Below are 15,386 nucleotides of genomic sequence, written 5' to 3' on the forward strand. Positions count from 1 at the left end.
CATTTTGATGGCGCTAGTGACAAGGATATCCTTCATTACAAGGATGAGAAAGGTTAATTTGATCTTCGGAGATGATTCTTTTGGGATGCCTGTAGAATCAATATAACGCTACTTCGGAGGGGCGCCCGGCTATCCGCAAGCTCCTATCCTTGGTCTTGGAAATAGAAAGCATCAGTGCAGAACGCTTGATCAGCCTGGATCGTTTTTTGAAATTACAGCAGGATACCAATATCCCCACCTACATCAATCTCTACGGCTACGGTTACCGCAATATCTACGAATTGGATGAACTCGTAGAGATGAATGACCCCCGCCTTGAATTTGAAGGAACTAACTTTTTGAAAGCCATCGTCCCCGTAAGAAAGAATTGATCGTCGACGTTTCCCACTTCCGACTTCCGACTTCCCACTTCCGACTTCAAAAACCCTTACACTCACCCAACCTTTACACCCTCCACCCGCGAACAACCACTCAACCGCATGGTCAATTCAAAATCGGCCCAAAGATTTTGCAGGACGGTACTCACCCCTTCCTGGCCAGCAATAGCTAGGCCATAGGCGTAAGGTCGACCAATACAGACGGCATCGGCACCCAGTGCCAGCGCTTTAAAAACATCGGCGCCTGTCCGTACCCCGCTGTCGAGTAATAAAGGGAAATGATCTCCCACGACCTGCTTGATGGTGGGCAACATCTCAATGGTACTCACTGCACCATCTACCTGGCGGCCACCGTGGTTGCTGATGATGAGGCCATCTACGCCAGCATCCATGGCGCGGCGGGCATCATCGGGGTGGTGGATGCCTTTGAGGATGATCGGCAACTTGGTATGCTCTCGCAAAAAGGGCAGATCCTCCCAATTCAGCGATGGTTTGGTGTAGAGGTTGATGAAGGTCCGCACTGCCCGTAATGGTCGCCCCGAACGCAGGTTGCTGAAAAAGCTGCCGGGGTAGTTGTTCATCAGTTGGTAAATGGCCTGCAAGGTTTTCAGGGTGATGCGCCGTTTGGGGGAAACCAGTCCTTCTTCTTCCGGCAGATCCAGCATTTTTTGAAAAACCGGGTCGCTGGTGTATTGGGCGATTCCCCGGCCCCGCAGAAAGGGCAGGTAGGCCATGTCCAGGTCCCGCAAGCGCCAGCCTAGCATCGTCGTGTCGAGCGTGACAACAATGGCTTCGCAACCACTGGCTTCGGCCCTTTGTACCAGGCTAGCCACTAGGTCGTAGGATTTGCTCCAGTACAATTGGAAGAAGCGGGGAGCGTCGCCCATGGCCTTGCCGACGTCTTCCATTGGTACACTGGCCTGGTTGCTGAAGATGAAAGGTAGGCCCAACTGTGCCGCCGCTCGGCCAACGGCCAGGTCGGCTTCCCGGTGGCAAAGATCAAGCACACCTACCGGGGCCAGTAAAATGGGAGCTGGCAAGCGTCGGCCAAACAGCTCAATACTGGTGTCAAAGGTACTCACATCACGGAGCATTCGTGGCTGGATGTGCCACTGTTGGAAGGCCTCACGGTTGCGTTGTACCGTCAACTCGCGCCCTGCACCACCTGCTACGTAGGCGTAAGCTTCGGGGCTCATGCACTTTTGGGCAGCCCGTTCCAGTGCCAGCGGATCACTGGGCACCAGCGGCATCCGACCACTAAGGCCCTGTAGGTAAATGTCGCGCTGGCGTTCTACTGCGGATAAGTTAGGCATAATTAATTCTCGGTGCTCCAACCCTGATAACCGCCTACCAGGTTGTAAACGTTTTTAAACCCCATCTCCTCCATCATACTACAAGCCGAAGAGCTACGCCCTCCGCTGCGGCAATACACCAGGTAGGTTTTATCACGATCCAATTGGCCAAGTTTTTCCTGGAAGTCAGGTGCCCGGAAATCAAGCTCTTCGGCACCCTTGATCTTTCCTTCTGCCGTTTCCGCTGGGGTACGTACATCCAGTACGACGACCCCACGAGTCGCCATTTTCTCTTTGAACTGGGCGGCATTCAGGTCTTGAAAACCTTCTTTTTGGGCATCTGATCCGGTCGATGATTGGCAACTGGCTGTCATTAAAGCAAGTAGCAAGTAGCTAAGTAGGCTTATGTTTTTCCAGCTTGTTATCATTGCGTTAAAATTTAAGTTAATACAAACGGTTGGTGCCTTTCTTCCGTCTATGGAAAAATGAAAGCACCCAAAAATCCATGGAATTTTCCAGAAAACCTATTCTGCCGGGCTAAAGTTGTAAATAGCCAACTCTCCCGTAAAACCAAAACCTTTACTTATGCCTAAACACTACCTGACGGGGCTTGCCCTTCTTCTTGCTTTTCTCGCCCGAGGACAATCTTTTACCATCAGTGGTTACATCGAAGACCAGGCTAGTGGCGAAAAACTGATCGCTGCCAATGTTTACGATAGCTTCTCTGGCGCGGGGGCGGTAACCAATACCTATGGTTTTTTTAGCCTCACATTGCCTGCAGATTCGGTGGCCCTTTCTTTTAGCTATATCGGTTATCAAAGCCGGGAAGAACGGTTTGCCCTTTCGGGTAATCGAACCCTCAACGTGAGCTTATCGCCTTACGTGGAGCTGGCCACCGTGGAGGTCACCGCTGAGCGTAGTGAACGCATTGAGCAACGAACCCAGATGAGTAGGATGGAAGTGCCTATTGAGCAAATCAAACGCATCCCGGCGCTCATGGGCGAGGTGGATGTACTCAAAGCCTTACAGCTTTTGCCGGGGGTGCAATCGGGGGGCGAAGGCCAGAACGGCCTCTACGTTCGCGGCGGAAGCCCCGATCAAAACCTGGTACTGCTGGATGGCGTTCCTGTGTACAACGTGAGCCACCTTCTGGGCATCTTCTCGGTATTTAATGCCGATGCGATCAAGAATGTTACGCTGACCAAGGGTGGATTTCCTGCTCGTTATGGTGGCCGTTTGTCCAGTGTGCTGGAAATCAATATGAAAGAAGGCAACCTGCAGGAGTGGCACGGTGAAGGTTCCATTGGTCTTATCTCTTCTAAACTGACCCTCCAGGGACCGATACAGAAAGGAAAAACCAGCTTCCTAATCTCAGGCCGACGTACCTATGTAGACTTATTGGCTAAGCCCATTATCAGTGCGAATACGCTTCCGGGGGAAGAGATTGATATTAGTCTTTATTTCTACGATCTTAACGCAAAATTACAACACAAGATCAACGACAAGCATCGTATTTTTCTCAGTGCTTACACTGGAGCAGATGTGTTTGCCAACCGCTTTGCCGATGAATATGGTGCCTTTTCAGGAGGTATCGACTGGGGCAACCTCATCTCGGCAGCCCGCTGGAATTGGCAGATCAGTCCAAAAATGTTTGCCAATACCACGCTTACCTACAGCAAGTATGAGATTGACATCAATGCCGGGAGTGAAAATTTCAATGAGGATGGCCCTGATGAAAAATTCTCCGCCCTCTATATTTCCGGGATCGAAGATATTGGTGGGAAAATCGACTTCGACTTCATTCCCAACCCTGATCATTACCTCCGTTTTGGGGGTGGTTGGACCAACCATACTTATCGCCCCGGTGCCCTCAATTTTAACCTCACCGACGGGGAAGATTTTAACCTCGATACCCTGATTGGCTCACAAAATAGTTACAGTAATGAGTTGTTTGTTTACGCTGAAGATGACTTTACGCTGGGCCCGTTGAAAATCAATGCGGGCATTCACGCCTCGGCTTTTGCCGTAGAAGATGAGTTTTACACTTCGGTACAACCACGCTTGGGGCTTCGCTACTTGTTGAATAATGACCTGGCGATCAAAGCAGGTTTCAGTACCATGACCCAGTACATCAATTTACTCACCAGCGAAGCACTTTCGTTGCCTACCGATTTGTGGGTGCCCAGTACGTCGAGAATAAAACCCCAACAAAGTTGGCAGGTGGCTTTGGGAGTGGCCAAGACCATCAACGAGGATTATGAACTAAGTGTGGAAGGTTACTATAAAGAAATGCAAAACGTGATCTCCTTTAAAGAAGGTGCGAGCTTCTTGTTTGGTCTCGAAAACGATTGGCAAAGTAAGGTGACGCAAGGAGATGGCGAGGCCTACGGACTAGAGTTTTTCTTCCAGAAAAAGAGGGGGCGCACGACGGGCTGGATCGGTTACACCCTGAGCTGGAATTACCGCCAATTTGACGAGATCAACAGCGGGCGCCGGTATCCATTTCGCTACGATCGTCGGCATGATATTTCCGTGGTGGTCAACCATGATTTTTCTGAAAAGATTGGTCTCTCAGCGGCCTGGGTCTACGGCACCGGCAATGCCATTACCCTGAATACGATTACTTACCCCACGGATGTTTACGGTGGCTTTGGTCAGCCGTACTTTAATGAGATTGAAACCGGCGGTGAAAAAAATGCTTTCCGTATGACCGATTTTCATCGCCTGGATTTGAGTGTAGAATTCCGCAAACAGAAACCAAAATGGGAACGCAAGTGGGTTGTGGGGGTTTACAATGCCTATTACCACCGAAATCCTTACTACGTTATTGCTGATACGGAGTATGTACGTGATGGGCAAGGGAACATTGTCGACGAAAAGCGAGTGTTTAAGGAAATCAGCATCCTACCCATTATCCCTTCTGTTTCTTACCAGTTTAAATTCTAGAAAAATGAAAAATATCATCTTGTTTTTGACGATAGCTACATTGGTGACCTTATTAGGGAGTTGCGATGAAAATTCTTTCACCCAAGTCGTTACCATTGATATTCCCGAACACGACCCACGGCCAGTGCTCAACCTACAAGTGGAGGCCAAACAGGAAGGTGCCCTCAATGCCCTAGTGACCAACAGCAAAGGAATCCTTGACCCCGAAAGCACCTACGAAATCCCTACCGACGCAGAGGTAACCCTGTACCGCAATGGGGAAGTTTTTGCCAATCTGGAGTTCTCAGAAGTTGATCAACGCTATCTGGCGGCCATCAATGAACCTTTTCCCAATCAGGCTGGCGATACTTATTTACTGGAAGCCAATACTCCTACTTTCGGCCTGGTACAGGTCAGTCAGGTAATGCCCGTTGTTCCTAAGATCAAGAAAGCTACCTACGAAATAGAAGGTACGATTGATCCCTCGGGCTTTCGCGTAGATGAGCTGATCGTGGATATCGTCGATCAGGAGCCGGCTAAGACCAATTATTATGGATTGGATTTATTCCAGATTTACTACAGTATAGATCCTTACAATGGCGATACGCTTAATGTTTTCCGCAGCCAGGTAAGCATAGATACCAATGACCCTTTGCTTTCTTACGGAGCACGCTACAGCCTCATTTTTAGCGATGAGAGCTTCTCGGGCGGAGAGTACCAGGCACGTTGTTATACTTACTACAGTGTTGGTGAAGAAATGGAGATGGAAGTGCACCTCTATCAACTTACGGAAGATGCCTTTTTGTACGCTCGTTCTTATGAGCAGTACCAAAATTCGATCAACAACCCTTTTGCCGAGCCGGTTACCGTGCACAGTAATATTCCCAATGGTTACGGCATCTTTAGCCTGGCGAACAAGGATGTTTACTTGATTGAGGATTAAGCGGCTCCGTCTCAGATCTTCTCCCGCAACCAGCTTAAAAACGGAGGAGATTGAAACATGCCTTGGGCATTATGACCAATGCCCGGCACTACGATCTTCTCGGCTTGGTGAGTCACTGTATAATTGGTTTCCAGGAGGAGGAAGAAGTTCTCGCCGCGGCGGAAGCGATTTTCGCCCAGTAGCACCGCTTCACAATCGCTGGTGTTGAGACTGCCGGTGGTGACCACATCCTGATCGCCGAGGAAATAACTAAGCTTTCGTTCCACTACCCGTTGGTCTACGGTTGCTTCAGGGGTGCTGCTGAGATAGGGAGGCGGTGCCACAAAACCTAGCGGCCATCGGTTGTAAGCAGCACAACCACTCACCGCAATAAATTGACCGGAAGCATCATCATAACGCAGATCGTCCGGGTAGTAAAAATACTGGCTGTTGGCTACGACGTAGCGGAAATTCAGGTTGGGATACGTGTTTTCGCTGCTGTTGGCTGCTGCGTAAGCTTGGGCAAACAATGCACCTGATGAGTGCCCCGCAATAATGATGGTTTCCAATGCCGGGAAGCGCTCCGCATCGGCCAGCTGGTCGATGATTTGATCGAGTACCGTGAATGAACTGATATTGACCGCGCCGTCAGCATTTTGCCCTTCCCGCCAGCCGGAATCTGACCAGTAAAGCTCACCATTTTGCGCTGCTGAAGCATTTTTGAAGTAAGGTGCGATGAGGATGCTTTGGTTGTCCAGGTTCTCCTGGCGTAAGCTGCTCATCATATAAGAAAAATAATTGTCGGCATCCCGGTTCAGCCCATGGATGACGATGATCGCACTGGTGAGTTCTTCCCAGCGGGCATTTTCTACATCCAGCGGATAGCTGTTGTAAAAAGTAATGGTTCCGGATTGCCCTCCTGTACCATTGATAAGCTTACTGCTCAAACAATCGTTGCTGGCCGTAATACAGGGAGGCAAGGAAGTAATGACACCGCCATCACGGGTGGTGAAATTCCTCACCAGGGCTTGGGCGAGGGTTTGGTCGTCTTGTCCAATAGCCGCAGTATTGACCTTCAATTCGTAGCTGGTGCCAGGGGCCAATGTAGCGCTGATAATTGCTTTTGAAGATGCATTGGCATAGCTGATGTCCAACGTACTCACCGTCCCGGCGTTGCTGCTTAATGAAAAAGCAGCCTCAAATTTTGCGGGAACAATCGCCCCGGAAAAAGTAAGCTCAAAAGTAGCGTCCGTTGCTACATTGATCGTACCCTCAACCAAGGGAATACCGTTGGCCGTAACGTTGATTACCGATAAGTTCGGAATCGTCATTTCTTTACCACAACTGCTTTGCAATAGGATACTAACAATTAGGAGCAGGCCCAGGAAGTGGTATTTAGAAAAAGGATGTTTCATCTTTGGTTTGGAATTTTAAAACCCTCTTTGAAGAATAGAACACAGATTTAACGGATCTGACGGATTTACGCGGATATGAAATCTGTGAAAATCCTGTTTGATCCGTTGAATCCGTGGTCTATCCCGTTGTTAGCATTTATTTAGGATGCCTAAAATTGTCACGAAACCCTTTACGACCTTTGGTGAAAAGCCGAAACTCACGCTAGAAAGAAGAACCATCCGTCTTCGTTCCTGGAGAAAACAGCAATGCTGGATTCGCCGTGGTATGCAATAGGAAATCACCGCTGATATCAGGAGAACGACTCACTGATTGGTCAGCACCGAAATCAATACCTGCGCCTTCGCCTTGTGTATCAAAGGTAAGGAATGTGTTGCCTAAAAGATCCAGAATGGTGATAACATCATCACCATTGGACAGGTTCATATTGCCAGTGGTGGACACGCCTACCATGGCACCTCCAAAGCTTCCGGTAGGAGTACCACCGCCAAAGAGGACATAGACCCCACCCGGCGGGATGATGGTTCCAGCAGGGAAGGTATGCCTTGGCTCATTCAGGTCAAGGTTAGTAGCGTCATAAAGGGTAAAGCCGCTGAGGTCAACGGGTTGGTTGGAGTCGTTGACAAACTCAATAAATTCATCCTCAGAAGCACTGCGTACTCCGTCGCCGTTGGCATCACCAGGTAGGTCTGCTGGAGGGTCAAAGAGTACTTCGTTGATGCGGAAGCCCAATCCGGGGTTGCCACCGCCAGTGCCGAGGTTCGTACCGTCAACTTTTTTGCCAGGTGAATAGAGCAGGTCCGCATTGGCGGTGGTATGCAAGGTGAAATCACCATTGATATCAGGGAAGCGAGTCACCGACTGGTCAGCACCAAAATCAATGCCTGCGCCTTCACCTTGGGTGTCAAAGGTGAGGACGGTATTGCCATCAGTATCCAGGAGGGTGATTACGTCATCCGCATTCGAGAGATTGAGGTTGCCACTGGTGCTCACGCCAACGAGCGCGTCACCAAAATCACCCGAAGGAGATCCTCCACCAAACAGTACATAAACACCACCAGCGGGGACGATGGTACCAGCTGGGAAGGTATGATTGGGCTCGCCGGATGCCAGGTTGGTTGCATCGTATAAGGTATAGCCACTCAGGTCAAACTCCTGGTCTGAATCATTCACAAATTCAATGAACTCATCTTCAGAGGCACTGCGTGTACCGTCGCCATTGGCATCACCCGGATCACCGCCGGGAGGATCAAAGAGCACTTCGTTGATGATAAAACCCCGGTCGGGGAAGCCATCACCATTGCTGTCCAGGTCTGCATCCAACAGGGTGATGGTGACCAACTGAGGCGTAAGTTCTTCCGCATTGGTGACGGAAGCAATACTCACTTCGATGGCTTCGGTACCTTCCAATGCACCGTCGGTTAACGCGGTAATCGTCACTTCAGCCGTCGTTTCACCTGCCGTCAGTACCACGGAGGTGGCGCTGGTGGTATAGTCACTACCTACGCTAGCGGTACCACCAAACTGTAGTTCGACGGTGACGTCCAATTCCACTTCCTCACTCAGATTGACGGAAATCGTGGCCACTCCATCGATTTCACTGATGGCGCCTACATTGCTGGCCAAGCTCACGTTGGCTGGCACAAAGGGGGCTGTGGTAAAGGTCAGGGAATAACTTTCTTTGAGGGAGTTATTGTCTTCGCCGTAGGTGCCTGCCGGCAGTGCGAGGGTATAGGTGGTCTCGTATTCCAGGTCGGAGTCGGGCGTAAGCGTAAGCGTAGAGTTGGTGTTGCCATAGGTAGCGGTGAAAGCCACCGAAGCGCCTCCTCCAGTAAGGCTGAGGGCCGAAGTCAATTCGGCGGTTTTTAAAGTGTGCGAAAAAATGATCTCAATCGTCGGACGACGATCAATGCCATCGACTCCGTTGACTGCTGCTTCACCATCGATCTTTTGCGAAAGAATTTGCAGACTGTCATCAAAAACGAGGTCATCATCATTGCTACAAGCATTGGTCAACATGATGCCCAAAACCAGTAAAAGCGATGGTATATATTTTAAAAGATAGGAATTTCCCATTGTCGTTATTTTTTAAAAATAAGAAAATTCAAGCTGTAAAGCCAAATTCAGTATAGGGATGCAGGCCGCTTCGCGCCCATTTTGTAGAGGGTAGAGAGATTAAATGTCCGTTTCCGTCTTGGACAATCAAAGTCCCTATACCCTCTACCAAGTACCTACATCACTTATTGATATCCGTAGCTTCAAACAATCCCGGAATAGGTTTAGGTACGTTCGCGTTCCGGTCAATTTCGGTTTGTGGATACAGGAATCGGCCAGGAATTTCTGTGCCGATATTGGGGGGCACTTGCACCTTTACCGTTGTTTCTCCTGCGGTACGTCTGACGTCGTTAAAGCCTTCAATTTGGCCAAAAAACGTAACGTAGCGTTCTTCAAGAATTTCCTTCAACAAGGCATCATCAGGATTGAGCCCAGTAGGGTTCTCCAGTCCTCCATTGTTAAAGTCTTCGTTGGTGTACGCTTCGTAGCGAATCTGGGCAGGATCAGCATTGACGAGGTAACCGCCATTGTTCATAAACGCGCGGTAATCGTTCAAGTGTCCTAAGCCGGTGGCAAAGCCCTGACTGCGCAAGCCAGCCTCCGCCAGAATCAGTAGATTCTCTTCGTAGGTTACGATTGGTGCATTGGCGGTTTGTGCCGCAAAACCGTTGGTGGTATTGGGCTGTACGCCTAAACTATTGGTGGTGAAGTAGAAGTTGAAGCGGCCCGTCTCGTCGGTCTTGGCATTGCCCCGGTAATTTTCAGGAATAGGATTTTCTGCCGAGTTGGATTGCAACAGACTGGTAATGTAATCCGCCGTAATCACGTCGGCACCCCGTACCTCCACTGCGAAGAAGAGGTAGCTGAGGTTAGACTCTTGAATCCCTGTGCCGTGGGGCGCATACAAAGCATTGTTGATGCTGCTGATTCCATTACCTGCTGCTGCGTAAGCGGCGGAATAATCCTTCGTCTGTAAGTAAAAACGGGCCTTTAGTGAGTAAGCGACCTCTATCCACGGCGCTACGGCACCATCAAAGTAGATGTCGGCACCACCAGCCGGACGATCGGTGCCCGTTTGCAGGTTGGTAATCGCTTCGTCCAATAAGGATTGTACACCCGCATATACACTGAGCTGGTCCTCGTAAATGGGGTTTTCAATCTCGATTCTTCCGGCCTCCGCAAAGGGAATATCACCGTAGAGGGCGGCTCCTGTACCAATGGCAAGGGCCTGCAATACCTGGGTAATACCCTTGGTGACGCCCGTGAGACCTTCTTCCGCAGCAGCGACTTCCGCCTCCAATGCATTGCGGTAAGTATCCACGTAAAGATCGTACCAGAGGCTGTTGAAGTCGCTGGTGGTCAGGGTGTAGTTATAAAAACCCTGGTGTTGGCGGTCAATGCCTTCGTAGTAACCGGAGAAAATACCCGCTCTACGCGCAGTCTCTCCGGTATTAAGAATAATGTTGCCTACTTCCGCGCCCGTCAGAATATTCTGGTAAGAGGCAGAAGTGGGGTTGTTGGGATCCTGATTGATGCCGTCGACGAGATCGCCACAGGCGGTCATCAGTACGGCTATAGTTGTGAATAATAGTAATCGTTTCATTAGTACCTTTTTTAGGTTGCTGAAAAGTGAGTGATATTAAAAGTCTAGCAAAAGGCTGAACACGTAAGACTTGGTGCCAGGGTTGTTGAAATACTCAATTCCCCGTGCCGCACTGATGCCAGAAAGGTTGGTGTCCGGGTCATTGCCTTCAAACGGAGTCCAGAGGACGAGGTTTCTACCGGTAGCGGATAGTTCTAATGAACTGATGCCGATCTTTTGATCGAGCCAGTTGGAGGTCAGTCGGTAGGATAAAGTCAGTTCGCGCAGGCGCGTCCAGGAACCATCTTCGATGTAGAGCTCATCGTTGCCATTGGCAAAGAATCCGCCGTCGGCATTGTACCAGGCCTCGGTGAGGGCTACAGGGCCAGCGCCAAAGTCGGTGACATTTCCACGAAAGGTTTCACCAATGTTGATGATGTTGCCATTGAATTCTTTCAGGTTGCGGGTAGCGGTTACTTCTTCGCCCGTGTTCTCCCAAAGCCCTAAATCTGATAGTACCGACTTGGTACCTGCGTAGATATCGGCACCCTGGTAGGTTTCGAAAAGTGCCGAAAGCCGGAAGTTCTTGAAACGAATACCGGTAGATATCGCGCCCTGCCAATCGGGGTTTGGATCACCAATGACGCCTTCGAGTTCATCTTGTACGGGGAAGCCGTTTTCGTCAAAAACGATATTGCCGTTTTCATCGCGCAGGCTGCGTGATCCCCATAATACGCCTAGCGGCTGGCCTTCTACGGCACGAGAGTTGACGGCGGCGAGGCCACCCAATTCGATCGACTCCACATCGCGCAGGTCCAGTACCTCGTTTCTCACTTGGGTGAAATTGGCCGTAACGTTCCACGAGAAGTCTTTGCGTTGGATCAGCTCAACTCCCAGATCCAATTCGTAGCCGGTATTTTGAATCTCTGCGCCGTTGGTGTACACCTGGCTGTAGCCTCGTGAGTTGGCTACGGGGAAATCCAGCAAGACGTCCACGGTTTTGTTCGAAAAGTAGGTGCCGCTAAAGGAAAGTTTATCTTCGAAGAAGCGCAAATCTGCGCCGATTTCCAGCTCCTTTTTACGCTCTGGCAAGAGCGATGCGTTGCCCCGGTTGGCGCTGGGTACAAAACCACCATTGCCATAGAGCCCTAAGTTGAGGTTGCCACCGTATTGGTCGCCTATGCTGGGCGAAACAAAAACATTGGAGGTGTTGTAACGAGCAGGTTGAACACCCACCTCGCCGTAAGATAAACGCAGCTTGCCAAACGAAAGGGTATTACCGTTCAAGCCCTCAATTTCTGAAAATTGCCAGGCCAAAGAAGCAGATGGAAACAGGAAGGTATTGTCGGCATCGTCGCCAAAGGTAGAGGCGGACTCTGCCCGGATTGTTCCGGTAAAGTAAAGCATGTCCCAAGCGTTGAGCGACATGGCAGAATAAACGCCGGCGGTACGCTCCTGCCCTTGAGAACTCTGGGTGGTAATGTTTTCGAGCAAGGCATTGTCCTTGTCACGCACCACGCTGGCCACATCCACAAACTGGATGAAATTGACCGTATTGACCCCGTTGACATCCCGGGAGCGGGCATTGTAGTTGAAACCTACCAGCAAGCTGCCGCCAAAGTTACGGTTGAACTTGTGGTTGGCTTTAGCAATATAATCCATGTTGAATATGGTGTTGGCCGCAATGGATTGCTCATAGAGGCCCGCTCGGTATTCACCCGCCGCCGAACCGGGCGTGAAGAACTCGTTACGCTTTTCACTGTAGTGATCAATGCCTACTCGTCCGATCAGGTTGAGCCAGGTTTTTGGCGTTGCCGTCAGCTCCATAGAAGTAATGAAGCGATCCACTTTAGCGAGGTTTTCCTGCTCGTAAATGGTCCATTGGGGGTTGTTGTAAACGGGGCTATCGTCAGCTCCCAGTGGTTCCCGGTAGGAACGATGGCGGTTGGGAACGGGAGAGCTATTGCCATTGGCGTAGTAGTCGCCGCGGTAGCCTGCATTGTCGAAATCAATGGGGGTACGCAATAAACCGAGGTAGAGCCCCGAAGAGGTAGCTCCTTTCTGGATACGGTTGGAGGCGGTACGGGAGTAGTTCGTCGTAAGTTTCAGCTTCAGCTGGTCGGAGAAAAGATGGTTGACATTGAAGCGGGCCGTGGTACGGCGGTAGTCAGAGTTATTTCTGATAATCCCTTCCTGGTTCATATCTCCCATGCTGAAGAAAACGGCTGTGCTGTTGTTGCCTCCGGTAATGCTCAAGTTGTTTTCCAGAAAATAACCATTCTGAAAAATCTGATCGAAATTGGAGTCTTCGTAAATCTCACGGGAATTTTTGTTCAGAATAGGATAGTAAGTACGACCATCCTGATCTACGAAAAACTCACCGGAAGTATCAAATTCGTCAGGACCACCGGGGCGATCAGCAATGCGGTCTCCCCAGGAATCCCGCGCGCGCGGATCAAAGATGCCATTGTCTCCCTGGCCGTAGCTGTTTTGTAGTGGATAGCGCCGGTTGATGACATCCATCGAATAGCTAGAGCGCAGCGACACTTTGGTTTTACTGGCAAACTTGCCACTCTTGGTCGTAATAAGAATGACCCCACCCAAAGCCTGGGTGCCATACAGTGCTGCTGCCGAAGCACCTTTTAGCACCGAAATACTTTCGATATCATTCGGGTTGATGTCATTCAAGCGAGACTCCTGGCTTACGCCGGAACGGTCGCTATTGCCGCGTACATCATTACTGATCGGAATACCGTCCACAATGATGAGGGGCTGATTGTCGCGGGTAATGGTAGACAAGCCCCTGATCTGAATATAAGCTCCCGCTCCCGGATCTCCGGAGTTGCGCGAAATCCTTACACCGGAAGATTTGCCAGATAGGGAGTTGAGTACGGTAGCTTCACCCGATTTTACGAGGGTTTCACCACCTACATTGGAGCTGGCGTAACCCAGCTGGTCTTTGTTTTCGGTAAAACCTAAAGCTGTGACCACCACTTCGTCGAGTAAGCCTACTTCTTCTTCCAGCGTCAGGTTGAGTTCGGAAGCTGTGCCAACGGGAACCGTCTGGCTCGCAAATCCGATGTAGCGGAAGATGAGTCGTGCGTTTTGGTCAGCAACTGTGATCTCGTAACTCCCATCAAAAGAAGTAATGGTGCCGTTGGTGGTGCCATCCTCCAAGATGGTTACCCCAATCAGGGGGCTTCCTTCTGCATCAGTTACCATACCAGTAACTGTTTTTTGAGCATAGCCAGCTATGCTGAGGAGGCAAAACAAGGTGAAGAACAATAAACGTATTGGTTTTCCCATGATTGAATATTTATGTGGTTGTTATTTAGTCGGTGGATAAATTGGCTGGAAAGCTGAAGGGGTCAAAGCCCCATAAATACGGCAGTAGCAAATACACCAGTGCCGTAATGACAAGAATAGAAATGATATTCATCCAAATGCCAGCCTTGGCCATATCGATGATTTGGAGATAACCCGAGCCAAAGACCACCGCGTTGGGCGGCGTAGCTACGGGCAGCATAAAGGCACAAGAAGCAGCGGTAGTAGCACCTACCATCAATAAATAGGGATGTACATTGATACCCAAAGCCAAGGGGGCCAAAATGGGTAGCATCATCGCGGTGGTTGCCAGGTTGGACGTGATTTCCGTAAGAAAATTAACCGCTGCTACCAGGATCAATAATAGCAAAAGTACGGCTACACCATCCAGCAAGGTCATCTGGCTACCAATCCAGTCGGCCAACCCACTGGTTTTAAAACCTTCGGCGAGCGCTAGCCCACCACCAAATAAAAGCAGAATGCCCCAGGGAAGCTTCACCGCTTCTTCCCAGGTAATCAGCATCCGTTTTTTGTCTTTTGCCGCTGGTAGTAGAAACAGCGCCAAACCAGCAACCATGGCAATGATGGTGTCATCCAGGGCTGGAATAAAGCGCTGTAGTAGAAAAGATCGACTGATCCAGGCAAAGGCCGTCAGCCCAAAAACGATCAAGACGCTTCGCTCTTCGAAGCTTATTTTTCCCATGGCTTGTAAACGTTGCTGGATGGCTGGACGCCCGCCAGGAAAAGCCGTCACTTTTATTTTGAAAGCCTGGTTGGTAAGGTATTTCCAACAGATGAAAAGCAGGATGATGGAAACCGGCAGACCAAAACTGATCCACTGCGAAAAGGTGATTTCTACGCCATATTGTTCCTGTATGATCCCCGCCAACACCAGGTTAGGAGGTGTGCCGATCAAGGTAGCCATACCGCCAATAGAAGCGCTGTAGGCAATGGCCAGCATCAACATTTTCCCGAAAAGGGTATTCTCGTTCTCCTCCGTACTCGGGTCATCTTTGAGCTGGGAAACAATTGCCATCCCTATCGGAATCATCATCACTGCCGTAGCGGTATTGGAGATCCACATCGACAGAAAAGCGGTTGCTACCATAAAGCCCAAGACAATCCGCTTCATGTTGGTGCCGATAAAGTTGATGATATTCAGTGCTATCCGACGGTGCAGGTTCCACCGCTCAATAGCGATGGCCAAAATGAAACCACCGATGTAAAGGAAGATGTATTTGTGCCCAAAAGAAGCTGTCGTTTCCGATAAACTCAGTGCCCCGGTGAGGGGAAACAAGACGATGGTCAGCAGAGAAGTCATTGCGATTGGAATGGCTTCCGTGATCCACCAGATCGCGATCCAGAAGGTACAAGCCAGTACCGCGTGCCCCTGTGCACCCAAGCCTTGCAGATGCATGAATTTCAGGCTCAGCAGAAAAATAAGCGGACCAGCAATCAGCCCAATACGTTGTGCATTCCAGGTAGAAGTTTTCAAA

General features: G+C 50.0%; 10 protein-coding genes. 3 read left to right on the top strand and 7 right to left on the bottom strand.

What is annotated here, in order from left to right; all coding sequences use genetic code 11:
- Window positions 1-149 precede the first annotated feature (149 nt).
- The gene (locus tag AB0L18_RS12390) at window positions 150-371 is read left to right on the top strand and encodes a hypothetical protein (RefSeq protein ID WP_367392907.1); all 222 of its coding nucleotides are present in this window, start codon (window positions 150-152) and stop codon (window positions 369-371) included.
- Window positions 372-433: 62 nt separating this feature from the next.
- Here the strand turns inward: AB0L18_RS12390 and AB0L18_RS12395 are convergent, their stop codons facing one another.
- Both AB0L18_RS12395 and AB0L18_RS12400 read right to left on the bottom strand, forming a co-directional pair.
- The gene (locus tag AB0L18_RS12395; RefSeq protein ID WP_367392908.1) at window positions 434-1,690 is read right to left on the bottom strand and encodes a lactate 2-monooxygenase; all 1,257 of its coding nucleotides are present in this window, start codon (window positions 1,688-1,690) and stop codon (window positions 434-436) included.
- Between the two features lie 2 nt (window positions 1,691-1,692).
- Window positions 1,693-2,097, bottom strand: coding sequence for a rhodanese-like domain-containing protein (locus AB0L18_RS12400; protein ID WP_367392909.1), 405 nt, complete (start codon window positions 2,095-2,097; stop codon window positions 1,693-1,695).
- Window positions 2,098-2,254: 157 nt separating this feature from the next.
- Between AB0L18_RS12400 and AB0L18_RS12405 the strand changes: the two genes are divergently transcribed.
- Both AB0L18_RS12405 and AB0L18_RS12410 read left to right on the top strand, forming a co-directional pair.
- A complete protein-coding gene (locus AB0L18_RS12405; protein WP_367392910.1) occupies window positions 2,255-4,615 on the top strand; it encodes a carboxypeptidase-like regulatory domain-containing protein in 2,361 nt (786 codons plus the stop codon).
- 4 nt (window positions 4,616-4,619) lie between these two features.
- Entirely contained in the window at window positions 4,620-5,537 is a 918-nt protein-coding gene (locus AB0L18_RS12410; protein WP_367392911.1) for a DUF4249 domain-containing protein, read from the top strand.
- Window positions 5,538-5,548: 11 nt separating this feature from the next.
- Here AB0L18_RS12410 and AB0L18_RS12415 read toward each other — a convergent pair whose 3' ends face one another.
- From AB0L18_RS12415 to AB0L18_RS12435, 5 genes are all read right to left on the bottom strand, one after another.
- Window positions 5,549-6,931 carry an Ig-like domain-containing protein gene (locus tag AB0L18_RS12415; protein ID WP_367392912.1) on the bottom strand — a complete coding sequence of 461 codons (1,383 nt, stop codon included), beginning with the start codon at window positions 6,929-6,931 and terminating at the stop codon, window positions 5,549-5,551.
- A 202-nt stretch (window positions 6,932-7,133) separates the two neighbouring features.
- Entirely contained in the window at window positions 7,134-9,005 is a 1,872-nt protein-coding gene (locus tag AB0L18_RS12420; RefSeq protein WP_367392913.1) for a lamin tail domain-containing protein, read from the bottom strand.
- Between the two features lie 160 nt (window positions 9,006-9,165).
- Window positions 9,166-10,587, bottom strand: a complete 1,422-nt coding sequence (locus AB0L18_RS12425) for a SusD/RagB family nutrient-binding outer membrane lipoprotein (protein WP_367392914.1) — start codon at window positions 10,585-10,587, stop codon at window positions 9,166-9,168.
- A 36-nt stretch (window positions 10,588-10,623) separates the two neighbouring features.
- Entirely contained in the window at window positions 10,624-13,872 is a 3,249-nt protein-coding gene (locus tag AB0L18_RS12430) for a SusC/RagA family TonB-linked outer membrane protein (protein WP_367392915.1), read from the bottom strand.
- 25 nt (window positions 13,873-13,897) lie between these two features.
- Window positions 13,898-15,385: a DASS family sodium-coupled anion symporter gene (locus AB0L18_RS12435; RefSeq protein WP_367392916.1), complete on the bottom strand. Its 1,488-nt coding sequence runs from the start codon at window positions 15,383-15,385 to the stop codon at window positions 13,898-13,900.
- Window position 15,386 lies beyond the last annotated feature (1 nt).

The organism is Lewinella sp. LCG006 (assembly GCF_040784935.1).
Lineage (GTDB): Bacteria > Bacteroidota > Bacteroidia > Chitinophagales > Saprospiraceae > Lewinella.